Consider the following 19,463-nt stretch of genomic DNA (forward strand, 5'->3'; position numbering starts at 1 on the left):
CCGGCGGCTACGAGATCGCCCGCTCGGCCTGTTCCGCGTACATTTTCGCGATCACCGCCTCGATGTCCGGCTCCCGCACCGACAGGTCGACCAGCGGGTACTCCGCCGCGATCCGCGCCACCAGCGGCGCCGCCGACTCCGCGGCGGGGAACGCCAGCCACTGCCGCGGCCCGTCCACCCGGACCACCCGGGCGGGTGCCGGGGCGTCGATCGGGGGCAGCTCCCGCTCGAAGTCCACCACCAGCGTCCGCTCGCTCTCCCCCGCCTCGTGCAGCCCGGCGAGCGGACCGTCGTACATCATGCGCCCGTGGTCGATGACCATCACGCGCTTGCACAACTGCTCGATGTCCTGAAGGTCGTGCGTGGTCAGCAGCACCGTCGTGCCGCGCTCGGCGTTCATCTCCCGCAGGAAGTCCCGCACCTTGGACTTGGAGACGACGTCAAGACCGATGGTCGGCTCGTCGAGGTACAGCACCTCCGGATCGTGCAGCAGCGCCGCCGCGATGTCGCCGCGCATCCGCTGGCCCAGGGAGAGTTGCCGTACCGGCACGTCCAGCAGGTCGCCCAGGTCGAGGAGTTCGACCAGACGGTCGAGGTTCTCGCGGTAACGGGCGTCCGGGATCCGGTACATGCGGTGCATGAGCCGGTAGGAGTCGACCAGCGGCAGGTCCCACCACAGCGTGGTGCGCTGCCCGAACACCACACCGATGCGGTGCGCGAGCCGGGTGCGCTCGCGGGACGGGTCGATGCCCGCGACCCGCAGCCGGCCGGCGCTCGGGGTGAGGATGCCGGTCAGCATCTTGATCGTGGTCGACTTGCCGGCGCCGTTCGGGCCGATGTAGCCGACCATCTCGCCGCGTTCCACCCGGAAGGAGATCGAGTCGACGGCCCGTACCTGCCGCACCTCCCGCTTCATGAAGCCGGTCTTCTTGCGTACGTCGAAGACCTTCTCGACACCGTCGAGTTCGATGAAGGCGCTGTCCGAACCGTCGCTGTCCACCTCGGTCACCTCAACTCCCTGTACTCCGGTAGGAACGAAGCCCCGCCCGCCACGCCGCCCCGGCCAGCAGACAGCAGGCCACCGCCACCAGCGGCGAGGCGAACGCCGCCCAGGGCGGCAGGCCGATGGGGTACGGCCGCCCCAGCACATAGGCGGCCGGCACCCAGTTGACGAAGGCGAGCGGCAGCATGAAGGTCACGCCGCGCACCAGGTCCTTCCCGAACACACTCGGCGGATACTGCAGCAGCGTGGTACCGCCGTACGTGAACGCGTTCTGCACCTCGGCGGCGTCCTGGGCGTAGATCTGGAAGGCCGCGCCCGCCACGAACACCGCCGAGAAGATCGCCGCGCCGCTGACCACCATCACCGGCACCAGCAGCGCCTTCGGCGCACTCCAGTCGACGTCCACCGAGAACAGCGCCCAGCACAGCACCACGGCGCCCTGGGTGATCCGGCCCAGGCGGCGCAGCGCGAAGAGGTCGGCACCGACCTGGGCGAGCACCGGCGCGGGACGCACCAGCAGCGTGTCGAACGAGCCGTCGCGCATCCGGGCGCCCAGGACGTCCATCGAGCCGAGAATCAGGTCGGCGATGCCGAAGGACGTCACCGACAGCCCGTACAGAAAGGCGACCTCGGGCAGTGACCAGCCGCCCAGCGAGTCGACCTGCGAGAACATCAGCAGGATCCCCACGAAGTCCAGTCCGGTCACCGTGAGGTTGCCGAACACCGTGACGACGAAGGAGGTGCGGTAGGTCATGCTGGACCGGATCCACATCCCGGCGATCAGCCGGTAGGCCCGCAGCCCCTCGGCCAGGACACTCCGCTCAGCCACCCTGCACCACCACCCGACGCGTCGCGGCCGACTGCAGCAGCCGTCCCGCCGCCAGCAGCGCCACCGCCCACGCCGCCTGGAAGGCGAACGCCCGCAGCGGGTCCGTCTCCCCCATCAGCACATCCGCCGGCATCTGGATCTGCGCCGCCCACGGCAGCACCCGCACGACCTCGCCGAGCGCCCCGGGGAAGGCGTTCAACGGCAGCACCATGCCCGAGAAGAAGATCCCCGTGACCATCAGGACCTGGTTGACGCCCATGCCGTCCATCAGCCAGAACACGCTCAGGGCCGCCAGGTAGCGGATCGCGAAGCTGACCACGGTCGCCAGCAGGAGCGTGACCACGAAGGCCGCCCAGGGGGTGACCGACGTCGGCAGCGCCATGGGGAAGAAGACCGCGCCGAACAGGAACGGGATCACACCCCGCCCCAGCATCTGGAACAGCGCCCGCCCCACGTCGCCCGCCAGCCACCACAGTTGCAGATCGGCCGGCCGGTACAGGTCGACGGCGATCTCACCGGTGCGGATGCGCTGCATCAGATCCTTCTCGGCTCCGCCGCCCTGGATGGCCAGCGTGGCGTAGAGACACTGCCCCAGCCACACGTACGTCACGGCCTGCGCCTGGTCGTACCCTCCGAGATGCGGCTTCTCGTCCCACAGCGCCAGATACGTGTAAACGAGGATGACGCCGAAGACCGTATTGGTGAACACCCCGGCCACCGTGGCCGCCCGATAGGTCGCGTACCGCCTGAAGCCGCCCGCCGCGACGGCCGCGTACAACCGTCCCGAGCCCACATCCACAGCCCTCCTCGCCTCCGGACACCGAAGCGCAGGAGCCTAGTGGGCCGGGAATCACGCGTGCCATGGGTTTTCGCGGCCGTGGGATCTCGTGTGCCGTGGGTTTCGGGCGCGGTGGGTTTCGGGCGCCGTGGGATCTTGCGTGCCGTGGGCTTTCGCGTGCCGCGGTTTTCCCGCCCGGGAACGCCGTGGGGGGGGGCGCGGGGGGGGGGGGGGGGCCCCCCCCCCCGGGGGGGGCGCGGGGGGGGGGGGCCCCCCCGCCCCCCGGCCCCCCCCAAAAGACGCCGGGGGGGGCGGGGGGGGTGGGGGGCGCGGGGGGTGGGGGGGGGCGGGGGGGTTGCGCGGGCCGGGGTTGCCCCGCCCGGGACCGCGGGGGGGCGCCCGGGGCGGGCCCGGGGCCCCCCCACGCTCGGTTCGATCAGGCGTCGGTCTGCGCCCAGCCGCTGCACTTCTCCCAGATGATCCCGGCGGTGGGGTTGTCCGGGTTGCCCTTCCAGTCGCCGATGCACGCCTTGATGGTGATCGGCGTGCCCTCCTTGATGTCGAGGTTCAGCGTGCGGGTCGTGTTCACTCCGTCACGGTTCCAGTAGTAGTACGTGTTGCCCTCGCCGCCGATCGAGATGATCCCGATGGTCGAGTGGCCGTCCTTCGCGAGGTCGGTGATGGTGAAGACCTCGCCGTACGTCTGGATGTGGGCCTTGCCGCCGTTGTCCGCGTGGGGCGTGACGTTCCAGTCGGCACCGGCCCAGACGGTACGATCCGTTCCGTCCGCGTGGGCAGAGGCGCCCGTGGCCAGGGCGAGCAGTGTGGCGGCGGTGCCGGCCAGCGCGGAGCGTGCGAGCAGTCGCATCTTCGGTCGAGTCCCCCTTCAGGCGAATCTCGCGCAAGCAAGATCGCGATTCGAACAGGCGTGCAGGATAGCTCAGTTGACCCTGCGGCCGCCTGTACGTTCGCCCGCACGCCGCCAGCCTCTCCACACGGCTCGCGACACGGCCCTCGATCAGGGAACTGATCGCCGGATGGGACAGTCTTCATCACAGGGGCGCAAGAGCGAGCAGAGACGTACGGGAACGACGTACGACGCGAAACAGGAGTCCGTGCACGACATGAGTGACGAGCCTCAGCCGCAGCAGCCGACACCGGGGCGGGCACCGAGAGAGCCGCAGCCGGACGGCGCCCCGGGCACGCCACGAGACCGGGCTGACGACGCCCCGGGCACGGCACGCCCCCGGCCGGAGAGCGAGCCGGGCCCCGCACGGGCCGAGGGGGACGACGAACCGGGCACACCGCAGGCCAAGCGGGACGACACCCAGGGCGCACCGCGGGCCAAGCGGGACGACACCCAGGGCGCACCGCGAGCCAAGCAGGACGACACCCAGGACACGCCACCGGCCCGCACGGACGACGCCCAGGGCACGCCCCGGGCCAAGGCCGCCGACGACCGGAGCACGCCACACCCCCAGGCCGACAACGACCCGGGCACCGTACAGATCCGGGCCGTCGGCGCCGCGGGCGCGGCACGAGGCCGGAAGGACGCCACCCCCGGCACGCCGGCGGCCAGGACGGACGGCGAACCCGGCACGCCACACCCCCAAGCGGACAACGACCCGGGCACCGTACAGATCCGGGCCGTCGGCGCCGCGGGCGCGGCACGGGGCCGGACGGGCGGCGCCCCGGGCGCGGCTCAGGCCCGGACGGACAGCGCCCAGGGCGCGCCGCGCCCCCAGGCCGGCGACGGCCCGGGCACGGCACAGATGCAGGTGATCGGCGACCCCGACGAACCGCAGGCCAAGCCCGGCGGGAAACGGAAGCGGACCGGCTGGCGCCGGGTGATCCCGACCTGGCGCATGACCCTCGGCGGCTTCATCATCGTCGTCATGCTGCTGATCGGCGGCTTCTTCCTGGGCTACTCGCTGGTCCAGATCCCGCCCGCCAACGCCCTCGCCACCAAGCAGGCCAACGTCTACCTCTACGCGGACGGCTCCGTGATCGCCCGCGACGGCGAGATCAACCGGGAGAACGTCACCCTCGCGCAGATCTCCAAGGACGCCCAGCACGCGATCCTGGCCGCCGAGGACCGCGACTTCTACACCGAGTCCGCCGTCGACCCCAAGGCCATGGTCCGCGCCGCCTGGAACACCGCCCTAGGCAAGGGCAAGCAGTCCGGCTCCACGATCACCCAGCAGTACGTGAAGAACTACTACCTGCGCCAGGAACAGACCGTCACGCGCAAGGCCAAGGAGTTCTTCATCTCCATCAAGCTGGACCGCGAGCAGAGCAAGGACCACATCCTCGAGGGCTACCTCAACACCAGCTACTTCGGCCGCAACGCCTACGGCATCCAGGCCGCCGCCCAGGCCTACTACGGCATGGACGCCACCGAACTCGACCCGGCCCGCGCCGCCTACCTCGCCGCACTCGTCAACGCGCCCAGCCAGTACGACGTCGTCGCCCACCCCGAGAACCGCAAGGCCGCCGAGTCCCGCTGGAACTACGTCCTGGACGGCATGGTCAAGAAGGGCTGGCTCAGCGAGTCCGAGCGGGCCGGCATGAAGTTCCCCATGCCGAAGGAGTCCACCCTCTCCACCGGCATGTCCGGGCAGCGCGGCTACATCGTCCGGATCGTCAAGGACTACCTCACCCAGAACAACATCATCGACGAGAACAAGCTCGACGCCGGCGGCTACCGCATCACCACGACCCTGCAGAAGAACAAGCAGGACGCCTTCGTGAAGGCCGTCAACGACAAGCTCATGTCCAAACTGGACAAGAAGAACAACAAGGTCGACACGTACGTACGCGCGGGCGGCGCCGCCGTCGACCCCAAGACCGGCGAGGTCGTCGCGATGTACAACGGCGTCGACTACGTCAAGCAGTACACCCCCAACGCCACCCGCAGGGACTTCCAGGTCGGCTCCACCTTCAAGCCCTTCGTGTTCACCTCGGCCGTCGAGAACGGCTCGCGGACCCAGGACGGCCGCGTGATCACCCCGAACACGATCTACGACGGCACCAACAAGCGAACGGTCCAGGGCTGGGCCGGCGACCCGTACGCCCCCGAGAACGAGGACCAGCACTCCTACGGCCCCGTCACCGTCACCGAGGCCACCGACAGCTCCGTGAACTCGGTGTACGCGCAGATGGCCGCCGACGTCGGCCCCCAGAAGGTCAAGCAGACCGCGATCGACCTGGGCGTCCCCGAGACCACCCCGGACCTCGCCGACGGCCCCGCCATCGCACTCGGCACGGCCACCGCCAGCGTCCTCGAGATGGCGGAGTCGTACGCCACGCTCGCCAACCACGGCCGGCACGGCACCTACACGATGGTCGACAAGGTCATCAAGGAGGGCACGCCCGTCGAACTGCCCGAGCGGCGCACCCGGCAGGCCGTGAGCCGCGAGGCCGCCGACACCACCACCTCGATGCTGCAGAGCGTCGTCCAGAACGGCACGGCCTCCGCCGCGCAGGCCGCGGGCCGCCCCGTCGCCGGCAAGACCGGCACCGCCGAGGAGGACACGGCCGCCTGGTTCGCGGGCTACACCCCCGACCTCGCCACCGTCGTCTCCGTCATGGGCCAGGACCCGGTCACCGCCGCCCACAAGTCGCTGTACGGCGCGATGGGCCTGCCCCGCATCAACGGCGGCGGGGCGCCCGCGGAGATCTGGACGCAGTTCACCCAGGACGCCCTCAAGGGCAAGCCGGCCAGGGACTTCGACCTCAGGCTCCAGCCGGGCTCCGACGTCACCGAGGCCCCCAGCCCCGAGACCCCCGTCGACCCGACCACGGGCGGCACGACCGACGGCGCCAGCTCGTCACCCAGCGGCGAGGAGACCGGCACCGAGACGCCCGGCCAGAGCCCGAGCGCGCCCGAGGGCCAGACCCAGGGCCAGACCGACGGCGGCACCACCGACGGCACCACGGGAGGCGAGTCCCCGACCGGCGGCGGCACCGCGGACGGCGGAACCGGCGACGGCGGAACCACAGAGGGCGCCGGCGGCGCGGCCGACGGCGGCACCACGGAAGGCGGAGGCACGGCCGACGGCGGCGCCAATGGCGGCGCACCCACCGGCCCCGGCTGGGGCTTCGCCCCACAGGGCGCGCGCCGCGAATAGGGCGGCTCAGTGACCTGAGGTCGCCTTCAGCCCCACCACGGCGACCAGCAGCAGGCACACGAAGAAGATCCGGGCGGCGGTGGCAGGCTCCCCCAGCACGGCCATACCGACCACCGCCGCCCCGGCCGCGCCGATCCCCACCCACACGCCGTACGCGGTACCGATGGGCAGGGTCTTGGCCGCCTGGGACAGCAGCAGCATGCTGACGACGATTCCGGCGCCGGTGAGAACGCTGGGGAGCGGGCGGGTGAAGCCGTCGGTGTACTTCATACCGATCGACCACCCGACCTCGAGCAGACCGGCGACGACGAGCAGAACCCAGGCCATGACGGCCACCTCCGGGAGACAGGCTGACGGTGTGGGTGCGTCGTCTTTGCCTTGGTCCCGGTACGGCGCGTCTCGTCGGGTCCCTCCAACGTAGCAAAAGTCATGACGAAGGGGCCGGTGACAACGGTCACCGGCCCCTTGCTCTGCCGCTGGAACTACAGGTAGAGGCCCGTCGAGTCCTCCGAGCCCTCGAACCGGTCCGCGGCCACGGCGTGCAGATCACGCTCGCGCATGAGCACGTACGCGATGCCCCGCACCTCGACCTCGGCACGGTCCTCCGGGTCGAACAGAACCCGGTCGCCCGGCTCCACGGTCCGCACGTTCTGCCCCACCGCGACGACCTCGGCCCAGGCCAGCCGCCGGCCCACCGCCGCCGTGGCGGGAATCAGGATGCCGCCGCCCGAACGCCGCTCGCCCTCGCTGGTGTCCTGCCGCACGAGTACGCGGTCGTGCAGCATCCGGATGGGCAGCTTGTCCGGATGGGTGCTGTGCTCGTTCCTGTTGGCGCTCACGCCCTGAAACCTACCTGTCCTCGCCGGATGCGTCCGCAGTCGGGTCAGCCCTTGCGCCGCCGCGTGCCGAGGGCGAGCAGCCCGACCACACCGACCACCACGAGGGCGACCGGCACGACCCGCTCCAGGCGCGGCGCCCCGTCCTCGCCCACGAACCGGGACCGCACGTCGGTGACGGCCCGGTTGACCCCCACGTACGCCCGCCCGAGTGTGTGATCGATATTGGACGCGACCCTGGCCTTGGCGTCCCCGACGATCGTCTTCGGGTGCACCCGCACCCCGATCTCGTCGAGGGTCTCGGCCAGGGTCTCGCGGCGGCGCCTGATGTCCGCCTCGATCTGCGCCGGGGTCCTGGTGTCCGCCGTGTCCGCCACCGTGTCGCCTCCGAAGTCGGTATAAAGCCTGTGCGGACAGTCTGTCAGCTCCACGGCTCATAGCACTGTCCCGACCCCCGGTTACCCTGGTCCGATGAGCGAGCGACTCCAGCCGGGGGACGTGGCCCCCGCCTTCACCCTCCCCGACGCCGACGGCACCGAGGTGTCCCTGTCGGACCACAAGGGCCGCAAGGTCATCGTGTACTTCTACCCGGCCGCCCTCACGCCCGGCTGCACCAAGCAGGCCTGCGACTTCACGGACAACCTGGAGCTGCTGGCGGGCGCGGGCTACGACGTCATCGGCATCTCCCCCGACAAGCCGGAGAAGCTGGCCAAGTTCCGCGACAAGGAGTCCCTCAAGGTCACCCTCCTGGCCGACCCGGACAAGCAGGTCCTGGAGTCCTACGCGGCCTTCGGCGAGAAGAAGAACTACGGCAAGACCTACATGGGCGTCATCCGCTCCACGATCGTCGTGGACGAACAGGGCAAGGTCGAACACGCCCTGTACAACGTCCGCGCGACGGGCCACGTAGCCAAGATCATCAAGGACCTGGGGATCTGAGGTCCCGCTGAGTCTTCCGTAGCGGCTCGTACCGATAGAACTCCGGTACGAGCCGCTCCGCGTTTCGGGCGTGACTGTCCGATTAGCGGTTCGTTACTCCGTGCGAGGTCGCGAACGGGCGGTCGAGATCGGAGGCAACAATGGGGGCCAGGTACACCCGCGAGTTACTCGAAGAAGCAGCGCGGGTGACAACGAACTGGGACGACGCCGTACGGTGGTGCGGCGGCACACCCACACCCGGCAGCAGACGCTATCTGCGGCAGAAGATGGCCGAGGCGAGCGTGGACGTCTCACATTTTCCGGCACGGTGGGCACGCCACACCGAGGAGACACTCCGCGACGTCGTGGCGGTGTCGACCAGCGTCAAGGAAGTGCTTCGCCGCCTGCGCATCAGCCCGGTGGGAGGCAATCACACGCATATCAGCCGCCGTATCGCAATGCTGGGCATCGATACATCCCACTTCGTGACACGACAGCCGAGGTCAACCCGCTCCCGCGGCGATCTATTGAGCCTTGGGACTCCACAGGCCGGCAGGATCCCGGGAAGACGACTGCTTCGGCACTTGCTCCGCATGGGAGTCCCGGAAAGCTGCGCCATGTGTGGCACCGGTCCCAGGTGGAACGACAAGCCCCTCCGCCTGGAGGTCGACCACATCAACGGCGACTGGTGGGACAACCGTCTGGAGAACCTTCAGCTGCTCTGCCCCAACTGCCATTCAGTTACGGACACATACCGGGGCCGCAGGCGGAGGGCAGCCGTGTGAGCACGCCGACGTACACACGGGACCTGCTGACTCGTACTGCCGCCAAAGCCACCAGCATGGTCGACCTGATGCGCGTCCTGGAAGCTCCGATGGGGAGCGGACCTCGCGGCTACCTCAGCAAGCGGCTACGGCACTACGGCATCGATACCTCACACTTCCGCGAGGAGCCGCTACCGGAACGCGAACGGCGCAGCTATCCGGAAAAGCTCCTCAGAGAAGCCGCCGCTCAGTCGAACAGCATCAGAGAAATGGTGGAGTACATGGGGCTTCCTCCACGCGACAGCCCATACGGCTACATCCGAAAGAAGCTGGACGAATTCGGAATCGACACCGCGCACTTCACCGGGAGACGCGGCAGCCACTCAGGGACGCTGTTCCCTCGTGAAGACATCACACGAGCCGTCGCCCAGTCGCACAGCTTGGCCGGAGTGATGCGAATGCTCGACCTCTCCCCCCTCGGTGGATCCGGTCGGGTGAAGGTCAAACGCAGCATCGAATTCTACGGTCTATCGACCGCCCACTTCACAGGGCAAGGCCATTTCCGTGGCACGCCCTCCCCGCGTCGCAGGTCAGCGGCCCAGATCCTGGTGACGCTTGCTCCTGGTTCGCCACGCACCCAGACGGTCCTCCTCAGACGCGCACTCGACGACCTCGGCGTACCCCATGTGTGCAACGAGTGCGGCACCGGGGAGAACTGGCAGGGCAGAAGACTCGTTCTGGAACTCGACCACATCAACGGCGATCGGCTGGACAACCGGACCGAGAACCTCCGATACCTCTGCCCCTCCTGCCACAGCCAGACGAAGACCCACTCTCGACCTCGCCGCGCCCTCGTCACTCTCGGCCCAGTACAGTAGCCGCGATGGGTCCGTACCCCAGCTGGCCAAGAGGGCGCCGGTTTAGGTCCGGTGTGTCGTGGGTTCGAGTCCCACCGGGCCCACCGCCGACAAGGGCGCAGCACCATCGCGGTGCCGCGCCCTTCGGCATTCATGGCGCACAGCCCTCAGCCCAACAGCTCCCGCACCACCGGCACCAACCCCCTGAAGGCCTTCCCCCGGTGGCTGATCGCGTTCTTTTCCTGGGGGGTCAGTTCCGCGCAGGTTCGGGTCTCGGCGTCCGGCTGGAGGATCGGGTCGTAGCCGAAGCCGCCGGAGCCGGACGGCTCGTGGCGTAGGGCGCCGCGCAGCCGGCCTTCGACCACCCTCTCCGTGCCGTCGGGCAGCGCCAGCGCCGCAGCGCAGGCGAAGTGGGCGCCCCGGTGTTCGTCGGCGATGTCCGAGAGCTGGGCGAGGAGGAGGTCCAGGTTGGCCTTGTCGTCGCCGTGGGTGCCGGACCAGCGGGCGGAGAAGATGCCCGGGGCGCCGTTCAGGACGTCGACGCAGAGGCCGGAGTCGTCGGCGACGGCCGGGAGGCCCGTCGCCTGGGCCAGGGCGTGGGCCTTGAGCAGGGCGTTCTCGGCGAACGTCACGCCCGTTTCCTTGACATCGGGGATGTCCGGGTAGGCGTCGGCCCCGACAAGTTCGTGCGGCAGTCCGGCTTCGGCCAGGATCGCGCGGAGTTCGGTGATCTTTCCGGCGTTACGGGTGGCGAGGATCAGGCGGGTCATGGCCCCCAGTATCACCGCAGCGCCGCCGGGCCGGGGCGCCCCTGAAAGGGCGCCCCTTCAGGGGCGCGGGGAACTGCGCGATCAACCACGACGAACCCGCGGTCGGCCACCGACAGAACCCCGCACACGAGAAGCCCGGCTCCGCTGGCGCAGCGTCACGGCGTGCAGACCTTCGTCAGTTCGCCCGCCGCGTCCGTGACGGGGCTGATGTCGGGCGTCTCGTCGCCGTTCTTGATCGACGTACGGACGTTGTCGACGGCCTTGTTGAGGTCGTCCACGGCCTTGTTGACGTCGGTGTTGTCGGTCTTGTCGCCGATCTCGCCGAGGTTCTTGTCGATGGAGTCGAGGGACTTGTCGAGCTGTGTCGGGTCGTTGGCCGCGTTGTCGACGGCCTGCTGGAGTTCCGTGACGCTGTCGGCGATGGCGTCGGCGGTCTGAACGCAGTCCAGCGCCTTGTCGACGGCGGCGCAGCCGGTGGTGAGTCCGGCGGTCAGCGCGACGGCCGCCAGGGTGGCGGCGACGGCTGCGGTGCGGCGTCGGCGGCTCGCGGCCATGGAACGGTCCCTCTCGTCGGTCGGGCCGGTCGGCCCGTGTGGCTGGCCGAGCGCACAGGGATGAGCCGTGCGCCCGTACCTCTTCAGACGCGAGCATGCTCGGCACGGTTGCCCGTGCCGAGCATCTGTCTTGGTGCGTCCTTTACTTTTCGAGGACGGTATCAAGCGCGGTGCGCTGGTGGGCGGTGAGTTCCGTGCAGCCGGCGACGGCGAGGTCGAGGAGGGCGTTGAGTTCGTCACGGGCGAAGGGCTCGGCCTCGGCGGTGCCCTGGACCTCGACGAAGCGGCCGTCGCCGGTGCAGACGACGTTCATGTCGGTGTCGGCCTTGACGTCTTCCTCGTAGCAGAGGTCGAGGAGGGGGACGCCGCCGACGATGCCGACGGAGACGGCGGAGACCGTGCCGGTCAGGGGCTGGCGGCCGGCCTTGATGAGTTTCCTGCCCTGGGCCCAGGCGACGGCGTCGGCCAGTGCCACGTAGGCGCCGGTGATGGCGGCCGTGCGGGTGCCGCCGTCGGCCTGGAGGACGTCGCAGTCGAGGACGATGGTGTTCTCGCCGAGTGCCTTGTAGTCGATGACGGCGCGCAGCGAGCGGCCGATGAGGCGGGAGATCTCGTGGGTGCGGCCGCCGATGCGGCCCCTGACGGATTCGCGGTCGCCGCGGGTGTTGGTGGAGCGGGGCAGCATGGAGTATTCGGCGGTGACCCAGCCTTCGCCGCTGCCCTTGCGCCAGCGCGGGACGCCTTCGGTGACGGAGGCGGTGCAGAAGACCTTGGTGTCGCCGAAGGAGACGAGGACGGAGCCTTCGGCGTGCTTGCTCCAGCCACGTTCGATGGTGATCGGGCGGAGCTGCTGGGGGGTGCGGCCGTCGATTCGAGACATGCCGCCGAGCCTAGCCGCACGTGCGGAAGGGGCCCCTCCCGCGGTGGGGAAGGGCCCTCGCGGGTGACCTCAGGGGGTGACCTCAGCGGGTGACCTCAGGGGGTGAAGCCGGGGATGATCCCCGCTCTTCACATCAGGTCTTCGATCTCCGCGGCGATGGGGTCGGCGTCGGTGCCGATGACGACCTGGATGGCGGTGCCCATCTTGACGACGCCGTGGGCGCCGGCGGCCTTCAGGGCGGCTTCGTCGACCTTGGCGGGGTCGACGACCTCGGTCCGCAGGCGGGTGATGCAGCCTTCGACCTCTTCGATGTTGTCGATGCCGCCGAGCCCGGCAACGATCTTCTCAGCCTTGCTGGCCATCTCTGTTCTCCCTGATCCGAACCGCTTGGTCGCAGTAGTCCAGTTGTCTACACCACAAGTCCACCTCTGGACAAAGCACCGAGGTGTGATCGTCGAATCGGGCGGAATTCGCGGGTTCCACTCGTTCGGTCTACCGTGCTACAACTGGTCTACACCACTGACTGGTGGAGGTCGCGCGGCGGAGACCGCGCTCCCCTTTTGAGACGCCGCCGTCCCCCGTCGAACTCTTCCTGGGCGGCGCCGTGCCCCATGGAGGAAGTTCATGTCCACAGACACAGCCGCGCCCGCGAGCCCGAAGAAGGGGACTGCGGTGATGGCGGTCCTGCAGCGTATCGGCCGCAGTCTCATGCTGCCCGTCGCCGTGCTGCCGGCCGCCGCCCTCCTGGTCCGCCTCGGCAACACCGACATGCTGGGGCGGGAGTCGTTCCCCGCCTTCATCACCAAGATCGCGGGCTTCATGGCCGCCGGCGGCAACGCGATCCTGGACAACATGGCGCTGCTGTTCGCCGTGGGCATCGCGATCGGCTTCGCCAAGAAGTCGGACGGCTCCACCGCGCTCGCGGCCGTGGTCGGCTACCTCGTCTTCAAGAACGTGCTCGCCACGTTCACCGACCCGAACCTGCCGCAGGTGGCGACGGCCGTCGACGGCAAGGTCGTCATGGTGGACGCGCCGGTGGACGCCAAGGTGCTCGGCGGTGTGGTGATGGGCCTCGTGGTCGCCCTCCTCTACCAGCGCTTCTACCGCACCAAGCTGCCGGACTGGGCGGGCTTCTTCGGTGGTCGCCGCATGGTCCCGATCCTGTCCGCCTTCGCGGGGCTGGTCATCGGCATCGTCTTCGGTTACATCTGGCCGGTCCTCGGCACGGCGCTGCACAACTTCGGCGAGTGGCTGGTCGGCTCCGGAGCCGTCGGCGCGGGCATCTTCGGTGTCGCCAACCGTGCGCTGATCCCGATCGGCATGCACCACCTGCTGAACTCCTTCCCGTGGTTCCAGGCCGGCACGTACGAGGGCAAGAGCGGCGACATCGCGCGCTTCCTGGCCGGGGACCCGACCGCCGGACAGTTCATGACCGGCTTCTTCCCGATCATGATGTTCGCCCTGCCGGCCGCCTGCCTGGCGATCGTGCACTGCGCCCGGCCGGAGCGCCGCAAGGTCGTCGGCGGCATGATGTTCTCGCTCGCCCTGACCTCCTTCGTCACGGGTGTCACCGAGCCGATCGAGTTCACGTTCATGTTCATCGCGCCGGTGCTGTACGCGATCCACGCCGTGCTCACGGGTGTCTCGATGGCGCTGACCTGGGCTCTGGGGATGAAGGACGGCTTCGGCTTCTCGGCCGGCGCGGTGGACTTCTTCCTGAACCTGGGCATCGCGACCAACCCGTGGGGCCTGGCCCTGGTCGGTCTGTGCTTCGCGGCGGTCTACTACGTGGTCTTCCGCTTCGCGATCACCAAGTTCAACCTGCCGACGCCGGGCCGCGAGTCCGACGAGGAGCTCGCCGAGTTGCAGAAGGCGGAGGCCAAGTAGCACACGGCACGACGAAGGCCCCGGAACCGCCTGGTTCCGGGGCCTTTGCGCGCGTAGACCATCAGATCTCGTAGGTCTGCCTCGGTGCGGCCAGGGCAACGGGCCCGTCGTAGACCTCGCGGGCGTCGGCGACATTGACCTGGGGGTCCGTCCACGGCGGAATGTGGGTGAGGACCAGGTGCCGGGCGCCTGCCCGGGCGGCGGTCTCGCCCGCCTCGCGGCCGTTGAGGTGCAGGTCGGGGATGTTCTCCTTGCCGTGCGTGAACGCCGCCTCGCACAGGAACAGGTCGGCGTCCCGGGCGAGTTCGTCCAGGGCCGGGCTGATGCCCGTGTCGCCGGAGTACGTCAGCACCTTGCCGTCGTGTTCGATGCGGATGCCGTACGCCTCCACGGGGTGGGCCACCCGCTCGGTGTGGACCGTGAAGGGGCCGATCTCGAAGGTGGACGGCTTGACCGTGTGGAAGTCGAAGACCTCGCTCATGGAGGAGGCGGAGGGGGTGTCCGCGTAGGCGGTGGTCAGCCGGTGTTCCGTGCCCTCGGGTCCGTAGACCGGGAGCGGGTCGCAGCGGCCGCCCTCGTGGCGGTAGTAGCGCGCGACGAAGTACGCGCACATGTCGATGCAGTGGTCGGCGTGCAGATGGCTGAGGAAGATCGCGTCGAGGTCGTAGAGACCGCAGTGGCGCTGCAGCTCGCCCAGGGCACCGTTGCCCATGTCGAGAAGCAGCCGGAAGCCGTCGGCCTCGACGAGGTAGCTCGAGCAGGCCGATTCCGCGGACGGGAACGACCCCGAGCAGCCGACGACGGTGAGCTTCATGAAGCAGAAACCTCCGCTGGCGGGAAAGTCTGTGTAAGGGGCGTCGGGGGTCGTGCGGTTTGTCGAGCGTAAGGCGCAAAACCTCCGGTAGCTCCTCCGCCAAGGGCTGTTGTGGGCGAACTCACCTGTGGTGTCACCGGTTCGGGCGGCAGGTCCGGGCGTGATCCTTGCGAGGGAGGGCGCATGGGAGGGATGGCGCCGGTAACGTCTCAGTATGGACACGTCCTGGTGGCTGGCGCTCGCCGCGGTGGTACTGCTCGCGCTCGTCGCCACGCTCGTCGACGGCTGGGGGCGCCGGTCGTCGGCGCGGCGGCGGCGTCCGGTCGCGCCGTCCGCGGCGGTGGCGGGCCTGCCGCAGCCGGCGGAGATCTGGTGGGCGGACGTGCCCTTCGAGGACGAGGCGCGGACCAAGGACCGGCCGTGTCTGGTGCTGGCGGTGCGCGGGGAGCGGGCGACCGTCGCGAGGATCACCACGCGGTTCCGGCACGAGCGGGGCGGGGTCATCCCGCTGCCGCCGGGTTCGGTCGGTGACGCCAGGGGCCGTGCGAGCTTCCTGGAGACGGACGAGCTGCGGGAGGTCCCGGTGTGGGGCTTCAGGCGCCGGGTCGGGGTGGTGGACCCGGCGCTGTGGGACCGGGTGCGGTATCTGGCGGGGTGAGACGCAAGAAGGCTGGAGCGCGATGGCTCCAGCCTTTCCTGTCGGTGTGCGCTACGGACTTTCCTGTCGTGCGCTACGGACTTTCCCGTCGGTGTGCGCTACGCCCAGAGCTGCCCCTGGAGCGTGTCGATGGCCTCTTCCGTCGTGGTCGCCGTGTAGACGCCCGTCGACAGGTACTTCCAGCCGCCGTCCGCGACGACGAAGACGATGTCTGCCTGCTCACCGGCCTTCACGGCCTTCTTGCCCACGCCGAGCGCGGCGTGCAGCGCGGCGCCCGTGGAGACGCCGGCGAAGATGCCCTCCTGCTGGAGCAACTCCCGGGTACGGGTGACCGCGTCGGCCGAGCCGACCGAGAAGCGGCTGGTGAGGACGGAGGCGTCGTACAGCTCGGGGACGAAGCCCTCGTCGAGGTTGCGCAGGCCGTAGACCAGGTCGTCGTAGCGCGGTTCGGCGGCGACGATCTGGACGTCGGGCTTGTGCTCGCGCAGGAAGCGGCCCACGCCCATGAGCGTGCCCGTGGTGCCGAGGCCCGCCACGAAGTGGGTGACGGAGGGCAGGTCGGCGAGGATCTCCGGGCCCGTCGTCGCGTAGTGGGCGCCCGCGTTGTCCGGGTTGCCGTACTGGTAGAGCATCACCCAGTCCGGGTGCTCGGCGGAGAGTTCCTTGGCGACGCGCACGGCGGTGTTGGAGCCGCCGGCGGCCGGGGAGGAGATGATCTCGGCGCCCCACATGGCGAGCAGGTCGCGGCGCTCCTGGGAGGTGTTCTCCGGCATCACGCAGACGATGCGGTAGCCCTTGAGCTTCGCCGCCATGGCCAGCGAGATGCCGGTGTTGCCCGACGTGGGCTCCAGGATGGTGCAGCCCGGGGTCAGGCGGCCGTCCTTCTCCGCCTGTTCGATCATGTGCAGGGCCGGACGGTCCTTGACCGAGCCGGTCGGGTTGCGGTCCTCCAGCTTCGCCCAGATGCGGACGTCGGGGGACGGCGACAGCCGCGGCAGGCGCACCAGGGGGGTGTTGCCTACCGCGGCCAGGGGTGAGTCGTAGCGCATCGCTGATCAGACCATGCCGCCGGCCACGGCCGGCAGGATCGTGACGTTGTCGCCGTCCGACAGCTTGGTGTTGATGCCGTCGAGGAAGCGGACGTCCTCGTCGTTCAGGTACACGTTGACGAAGCGGCGGAGCTGGTCGCCGTCGACGATGCGGGCCTGGATGCCGGCGTGCCGGCTCTCGAGGTCGGTGAACAGCTCGGCGAGGGTGTCACCGCTGGCCTCCACCGCCTTCTGGCCGTCGGTGTACGTGCGGAGGATGGTCGGGATGCGGACCTCGATGGCCATGGCTTCAGGGCTCCTGTCGGGAGTAGTCGGTCGGGGCGCGCGGCAGCGCAGGAACAGCGGGGTGGTGCGTGGGTGCGGCGCCGCGGCTCACGGCCGTACGGCGGCAGGGTCCCGCGTCAACAGATGGCGCTGGCGAGCCTGCACAGGTCGACGTGCAGCCGCGCCACGAGCAGCTCGCCCGGCGTCTTGTCGCTCACGTCATCGAAAACCATGGGGTCATCGTATCGATTCCCGGTCCGGGTACTGGAATGTGATCCCACATCGCGGACGGTTCCCGGCCGGGGAGTGAGACCGCACTGCTCAGGGCTTGTTCAGTGCTTGCTTCAGGGCTTGTTCAGTGCCTACTTCAGTGCTTGCTTCAGGCCTGCTCAGTACGCCTCGACGACCTGGACCTCTTCCTCTGTGACCTCGCCCTCGACGATACGGAAGGAGCGGAACTGGAACTCGCCGGCCCCGTCGGTGTCGGCGGTGGAGACGAGGACGTAGTGGGCGCCCGGCTCGTTCGCGTAGGAGATGTCGGTGCGGGAGGGGTAGGCCTCGGTCGCCGTGTGGGAGTGGTAGATGACCACCGGCTCCTCGTCGCGGTCGTCCATCTCGCGGTAGAGCTTGAGCAGATCGCCGGAGTCGAACTCGTAGAACGTGGGCGACATGGCCGCGTTCAGCATCGGGATGAAGCGCTCGGGGCGGTCCGAGCCCTCGGGGCCCGCGATCACGCCGCACGCCTCGTCGGGGTGGTCCTTGCGCGCGTGGGCGACGATCTGGTCGACGAGGGCCTGGGTGATGGTCAGCATGCTGGTCAGGATAAGCAGATGGGCCGTTCCGTACCGAGGGTTGGTACGGAACGGCCCATATGCCGGACGCCCTGAGCGGCAGCGGCGGGGAGTGCCACGAGTACTCCCCACCGCTGGGCGTCCGGGGCGGGAGGTCAGCCGACCTTTTCGAACTCCGGGTCGCGGCGCTCGGCGATCTGCGGGTTGCGGCTCTTGAGGATCGCCCAGCCGATGCCGAGGGCGACGGCCCAGCCGGCCGCGACGTACAGGCAGATCCGCGCGTCCTTGTCGTACGCGATCATGAAGGTCACGCCGATGAGGAAGAGGAGCGCGACCCAGCTGAAGAGCGCTCCGCCGGGGGCGGGGAAGGACGAGGCGCGCAGCCGGCCCGCGTCGACCGCGGCGCGGTAGCGGATGTGGCTGACGAGGATCATCATCCAGGTCCAGATGCCGGCCGCGGTGGCGACGGAGGTGACGTAGAGGAACGCCTTCTCCGGGACGACGTAGTTCAGGACGACGCCGATGCCCATGAGCGCCACGGAGACCGTGATGCCGACGGCGGGGGTCTTGCGGGCGTTGAGCTTGCCGAAGGCCTGCGGGGCCTCGCTGTTGGCGGCCAGGTCGCGCAGCATGCGGCCGGTCGAGTACATGCCCGAGTTGCAGGACGACAGGGCCGCGGTGAGCACCACGAAGTTGACGATGCCCGCGGCGAGCGGGATGCCGATCTTGCCGAAGGCGTGGACGAAGGGGCTCTCACCTGCGGAGAACTCGGTCCACTTCACGACGGACAGGATGACCAGCAGTGCGCCGACGTAGAAGACGATGATGCGCCAGGGCAGGGTGTTGATGGCCTTGGGCAGGGTCTTCTCGGGGTTCTCGGACTCGCCCGCGGTGACGCCGACGAGCTCGACGGCGAGGTAGGCGAACATGACGCCCTGGAGCGTCATCAGGCTGGAGCCGATGCCGTTCGGGAAGAAGCCGTCGTGCGACCAGAGGTTGGAGACGGTGGCGGTGTCACCGGCGTCGGAGAAGCCGAGGGTGAGCACGCCGAGGCCGATGACGATCATGCCGATGATGGCCGTGACCTTGATCATCGAGAACCAGAACTCGACCTCGCCGAAGATCTTGACGGAGATCAGGTTGACGCCGAAGAGCACCACCAGGAACGCCAGGGCGCTGACCCACTGCGGGATCTCCGGGAACCAGAAGTGGATGTAGATCGCGGCGGCCGTGAGCTCGGCCATGCCGGTGACCACCCACATGAGCCAGTACGTCCAGCCCGTGACGAACCCGAAGAACGGGCCGAGGAACTCGCGGGCGTACTCGGCGAAGGAGCCGGAGACGGGCCGGTAGAGGAGCAGCTCGCCCAGCGCCCGCATGATGAAGAAGATGACGACGCCCGCGAGGGCGTACATGAGGATGATGCTGGGGCCGGCCTTGGCGATGTTCGCTCCGGCACCCATGAACAGGCCGACGCCGATGGCGCCGCCGATGGCGATCATCTGGACCTGGCGACTGCCGAGTCCGCGCTCGTACCCCTCTTCGGGGACGTTTTCCGTGTCGACCTGCGCAGAGGTCATGTGTGGTGCGCCTTTCTCCATGCCGACCCGGGCCTGCGTCGGCCTCGGATCGGGTCTCGATCCCCCCGGAATGATGGAGCTGAGCCGGCCCCGGAAGGCCG

The 19,463-nt window shown here is 69.4% G+C and carries 23 protein-coding genes, 1 tRNA gene and 1 riboswitch; of the genes, 7 read left to right on the forward strand and 17 right to left on the reverse strand.

Going from position 1 to position 19,463, the window contains the following annotated elements; translation table 11 throughout:
• Positions 1–7: 7 nt before the first annotated feature.
• The 4 genes from ACIBK5_RS33200 to ACIBK5_RS33215 form a co-directional block, all read right to left on the reverse strand.
• Entirely contained in the window at positions 8–1,009 is a 1,002-nt protein-coding gene (locus ACIBK5_RS33200) for an ATP-binding cassette domain-containing protein (protein ID WP_399025432.1), read from the reverse strand.
• Between the two features lies 1 nt (position 1,010).
• Positions 1,011–1,832, reverse strand: coding sequence for an ABC transporter permease (locus ACIBK5_RS33205; RefSeq protein WP_399025434.1), 822 nt, complete (start codon positions 1,830–1,832; stop codon positions 1,011–1,013).
• Complete coding sequence (locus ACIBK5_RS33210; protein WP_399025633.1) at positions 1,825–2,625, reverse strand: ABC transporter permease; 801 nt, start codon at positions 2,623–2,625, stop codon at positions 1,825–1,827. The genes ACIBK5_RS33205 and ACIBK5_RS33210 overlap by 8 nt, the downstream gene beginning before the upstream one ends.
• Before the next feature lie 421 nt (positions 2,626–3,046).
• Complete coding sequence (locus ACIBK5_RS33215) at positions 3,047–3,478, reverse strand: hypothetical protein (protein WP_399025436.1); 432 nt, start codon at positions 3,476–3,478, stop codon at positions 3,047–3,049.
• 904 nt (positions 3,479–4,382) lie between these two features.
• On the opposite strand from ACIBK5_RS33215, the gene ACIBK5_RS33220 reads away from it, so the two are divergent.
• Positions 4,383–6,740: a transglycosylase domain-containing protein gene (locus ACIBK5_RS33220; protein ID WP_399025635.1), complete on the forward strand. Its 2,358-nt coding sequence runs from the start codon at positions 4,383–4,385 to the stop codon at positions 6,738–6,740.
• 6 nt (positions 6,741–6,746) lie between these two features.
• Here the strand turns inward: ACIBK5_RS33220 and ACIBK5_RS33225 are convergent, their stop codons facing one another.
• From ACIBK5_RS33225 to ACIBK5_RS33235, 3 genes are all read right to left on the reverse strand, one after another.
• The gene (locus ACIBK5_RS33225; protein ID WP_184593181.1) at positions 6,747–7,067 is read right to left on the reverse strand and encodes a multidrug efflux SMR transporter; all 321 of its coding nucleotides are present in this window, start codon (positions 7,065–7,067) and stop codon (positions 6,747–6,749) included.
• Between the two features lie 34 nt (positions 7,068–7,101).
• Positions 7,102–7,172, reverse strand: a riboswitch (guanidine-III (ykkC-III) riboswitch).
• Positions 7,173–7,222: 50 nt separating this feature from the next.
• A complete protein-coding gene (locus ACIBK5_RS33230) occupies positions 7,223–7,579 on the reverse strand; it encodes a co-chaperone GroES (protein ID WP_094052261.1) in 357 nt (118 codons plus the stop codon).
• 44 nt (positions 7,580–7,623) lie between these two features.
• Positions 7,624–7,953, reverse strand: a complete 330-nt coding sequence (locus ACIBK5_RS33235; RefSeq protein WP_399025439.1) for a DUF3618 domain-containing protein — start codon at positions 7,951–7,953, stop codon at positions 7,624–7,626.
• 94 nt (positions 7,954–8,047) lie between these two features.
• On the opposite strand from ACIBK5_RS33235, the gene bcp reads away from it, so the two are divergent.
• The 4 genes from bcp to ACIBK5_RS33255 all read left to right on the forward strand — a co-directional run bounded on the left by bcp (position 8,048) and on the right by ACIBK5_RS33255 (position 10,219).
• Positions 8,048–8,515, forward strand: coding sequence for a thioredoxin-dependent thiol peroxidase (bcp, locus tag ACIBK5_RS33240; protein WP_399025442.1), 468 nt, complete (start codon positions 8,048–8,050; stop codon positions 8,513–8,515).
• 140 nt (positions 8,516–8,655) lie between these two features.
• A complete protein-coding gene (locus tag ACIBK5_RS33245) occupies positions 8,656–9,279 on the forward strand; it encodes an HNH endonuclease (protein WP_399025443.1) in 624 nt (207 codons plus the stop codon).
• Positions 9,280–9,335: 56 nt separating this feature from the next.
• A complete protein-coding gene (locus tag ACIBK5_RS33250; protein WP_399025637.1) occupies positions 9,336–10,136 on the forward strand; it encodes an HNH endonuclease signature motif containing protein in 801 nt (266 codons plus the stop codon).
• 7 nt (positions 10,137–10,143) lie between these two features.
• Positions 10,144–10,219 (forward strand) — tRNA-Leu (locus ACIBK5_RS33255).
• Positions 10,220–10,282: 63 nt separating this feature from the next.
• On the opposite strand, the gene rdgB is transcribed toward ACIBK5_RS33255, so the two are convergent.
• From rdgB to ACIBK5_RS33275, 4 genes are all read right to left on the reverse strand, one after another.
• Positions 10,283–10,885 (reverse strand): RdgB/HAM1 family non-canonical purine NTP pyrophosphatase, encoded by a 603-nt coding sequence (gene rdgB, locus ACIBK5_RS33260; RefSeq protein ID WP_399025445.1) that lies wholly within the window; start codon positions 10,883–10,885, stop codon positions 10,283–10,285.
• A 155-nt stretch (positions 10,886–11,040) separates the two neighbouring features.
• Entirely contained in the window at positions 11,041–11,439 is a 399-nt protein-coding gene (locus ACIBK5_RS33265) for a hypothetical protein (RefSeq protein WP_399025446.1), read from the reverse strand.
• A gap of 142 nt (positions 11,440–11,581) precedes the next feature.
• On the reverse strand, positions 11,582–12,319 hold the full coding sequence (gene rph / locus ACIBK5_RS33270) for a ribonuclease PH (RefSeq protein ID WP_399025448.1): 738 nt from the start codon (positions 12,317–12,319) through the stop codon (positions 11,582–11,584).
• Positions 12,320–12,447: 128 nt separating this feature from the next.
• The gene (locus ACIBK5_RS33275; protein WP_189723936.1) at positions 12,448–12,681 is read right to left on the reverse strand and encodes a glucose PTS transporter subunit EIIB; all 234 of its coding nucleotides are present in this window, start codon (positions 12,679–12,681) and stop codon (positions 12,448–12,450) included.
• Positions 12,682–12,943: 262 nt separating this feature from the next.
• On the opposite strand from ACIBK5_RS33275, the gene ACIBK5_RS33280 reads away from it, so the two are divergent.
• A complete protein-coding gene (locus ACIBK5_RS33280) occupies positions 12,944–14,206 on the forward strand; it encodes a PTS transporter subunit EIIC (protein ID WP_399025451.1) in 1,263 nt (420 codons plus the stop codon).
• A 61-nt stretch (positions 14,207–14,267) separates the two neighbouring features.
• Here ACIBK5_RS33280 and ACIBK5_RS33285 read toward each other — a convergent pair whose 3' ends face one another.
• The gene (locus tag ACIBK5_RS33285; RefSeq protein ID WP_399025453.1) at positions 14,268–15,020 is read right to left on the reverse strand and encodes an MBL fold metallo-hydrolase; all 753 of its coding nucleotides are present in this window, start codon (positions 15,018–15,020) and stop codon (positions 14,268–14,270) included.
• 214 nt (positions 15,021–15,234) lie between these two features.
• On the opposite strand from ACIBK5_RS33285, the gene ACIBK5_RS33290 reads away from it, so the two are divergent.
• Entirely contained in the window at positions 15,235–15,678 is a 444-nt protein-coding gene (locus ACIBK5_RS33290; protein WP_399025455.1) for a type II toxin-antitoxin system PemK/MazF family toxin, read from the forward strand.
• Between the two features lie 98 nt (positions 15,679–15,776).
• Here ACIBK5_RS33290 and ACIBK5_RS33295 read toward each other — a convergent pair whose 3' ends face one another.
• From ACIBK5_RS33295 to ACIBK5_RS33315, 5 genes are all read right to left on the reverse strand, one after another.
• Positions 15,777–16,727: a PLP-dependent cysteine synthase family protein gene (locus ACIBK5_RS33295; protein WP_399025457.1), complete on the reverse strand. Its 951-nt coding sequence runs from the start codon at positions 16,725–16,727 to the stop codon at positions 15,777–15,779.
• A 6-nt stretch (positions 16,728–16,733) separates the two neighbouring features.
• Entirely contained in the window at positions 16,734–17,012 is a 279-nt protein-coding gene (locus ACIBK5_RS33300) for a MoaD/ThiS family protein (RefSeq protein ID WP_399025459.1), read from the reverse strand.
• Positions 17,013–17,128: 116 nt separating this feature from the next.
• Entirely contained in the window at positions 17,129–17,224 is a 96-nt protein-coding gene (locus tag ACIBK5_RS33305; protein WP_391097848.1) for a putative leader peptide, read from the reverse strand.
• Positions 17,225–17,380: 156 nt separating this feature from the next.
• Entirely contained in the window at positions 17,381–17,803 is a 423-nt protein-coding gene (locus tag ACIBK5_RS33310) for a Mov34/MPN/PAD-1 family protein (RefSeq protein ID WP_391097849.1), read from the reverse strand.
• A gap of 134 nt (positions 17,804–17,937) precedes the next feature.
• The gene (locus ACIBK5_RS33315) at positions 17,938–19,362 is read right to left on the reverse strand and encodes an amino acid permease (protein WP_399025460.1); all 1,425 of its coding nucleotides are present in this window, start codon (positions 19,360–19,362) and stop codon (positions 17,938–17,940) included.
• Positions 19,363–19,463 lie beyond the last annotated feature (101 nt).

The sequence above is a fragment of the Streptomyces sp. NPDC050546 genome (assembly GCF_044457425.1).
GTDB lineage: Bacteria > Actinomycetota > Actinomycetes > Streptomycetales > Streptomycetaceae > Streptomyces.